This is a genomic window from Acinetobacter sp. YH12136 (genome assembly GCF_013418545.1).
GTDB lineage: Bacteria > Pseudomonadota > Gammaproteobacteria > Pseudomonadales > Moraxellaceae > Acinetobacter > Acinetobacter towneri.
Genome location: NZ_VPBV01000064.1, coordinates 1 through 1,571, shown reverse-complemented (window position 1 = coordinate 1,571; position 1,571 = coordinate 1). Strand labels below are relative to the sequence as shown.

The 1,571-nt window shown below is 41.6% G+C and carries 1 protein-coding gene; it reads right to left on the bottom strand.

Translation table 11 applies throughout. The annotated features are described in order from the left end of the window. Positions 1–399: 399 nt before the first annotated feature. Positions 400–642 carry a hypothetical protein gene (locus FTU71_RS14460; RefSeq protein ID WP_180112127.1) on the bottom strand — a complete coding sequence of 81 codons (243 nt, stop codon included), beginning with the start codon at positions 640–642 and terminating at the stop codon, positions 400–402. Positions 643–1,571: the final 929 nt, after the last annotated feature.

The following is a 1,571-nucleotide window of genomic DNA, read 5'->3' as shown; positions in this document are numbered from 1 at the left end:
TGCGTGCCCTCGCCACGCCACCGTCCTCGTTCAGCGCTTAATTCATTCTATATAAAAACGTGTCGCCCCCCATTCGGGATGGCTAAAAACTCCCGCTTAGGTGCTAAGGGGAGCTTGTAATCAGGGAAAAGAGACTTTTAGAGCAAAATCCATGCAGTCGGGGGCAACTCCGCCCCCTCGGTTACTACTGGAGATGGTTGGGGTTAAGGGGTTATACCCCTTACAAGGCACAAAGTACCCTTTGTGTATCCTTGCTTAACTCAAAGACAAAAAAAAAGCCCCCGCAATAGGCTTTTCAGTACCTTTCTATGTCAAACACTCAAAAGGATTTTTTGTCAGCTTAGTGTGACCAGTGAAAACTACATCCCGCAATGATGGCTTGGCTTAAAGCAAAAGTTTTCAATCAATGCCTAGATATGATTTAGCACTGAGATACGCATTATTAAGCTCAACAATGTATTGTGTCAATTGTTCATAATCATCAATGTGTTGTTTAGCTAAAGTCATTGCATTGTTGTAATCATTTTCAAGAAATTCAGGATAATTTCTAATGAATGTTAAGACATACCAATCTAAATGTTTTTCATCTAAAAAGTTATCTTTTTCAATTTTAAGTTTTTGAATTATATCTATTTTTTTCATAAGCAAACCTAAGTAGTGAATTATCATTATGGTGAGAGTTGGAGAAGATCAGGAAATACTCACCCTAGAGCCTTGTCATGTCCGTTCATGGAACGGCAGACAATGCTCTAGGAGTATTACCCGAACGAGTCAAAGCATCACTACGGAGCCGAGCCATCGTTTCACAGGAGCGCATCACAGCGTAATGCTGCGCTTGTTTTGGTTAGGGCTTACGTCACCCCCTGAACACGTCCAAAACCGCCTATAAACGCTTTTAAATGATCACCGCAAGGGATTACCCCAATATACTCACGATCAGCGTTTTATGACTACTCATGCCGTTGTCTGCTTTGTTCAGATACCCCAGTAACAGACTTAATCAATTTTGCGCTGGCGTCACCAAGCCTTCCACCCACAAAAAGGACGGAAATTAACTATCTGAGGCAATTAAGAACGAAAGAGGGATTTATTTTAAATCTAGTGTCGTTATAATAATTAAACAGCACGGAGATTTTATCTTGAATCTTATGTCGATTGTCAGATCACATAACTTTCGTTATTAATTCCCGCGAAGAATTAATAACCGTGCATCAAATATAAAACGAAACCCGATCATATTCAATATGGTCGGGTTTTTATTTTTCGCTCGCTAAGGTTCTGATTAATTCCCCAGAGGGGAAATAATCGGAAAGCGAGGGGAAAATAAGAAAGCCGAAACAGGTTATAAAAACTCCACCCCATAGAGTAAAGTCCACTATTAAATAAGTGGACTAGGCAAATTTTAAAGGATTAAATTATTGCGCCTACTGCGGGCGGTGCGTGCTGCGTGCCCTCGCCACGCCACCGTCCTCGTTCAGCGCTTAATTCATTCTATATAAAAACGTGTCGCCCCCCATTCGGGATGGCTAAAAACTCCCGCTTAGGTGCTAAGGGGAGCTTGTAATCAGGGA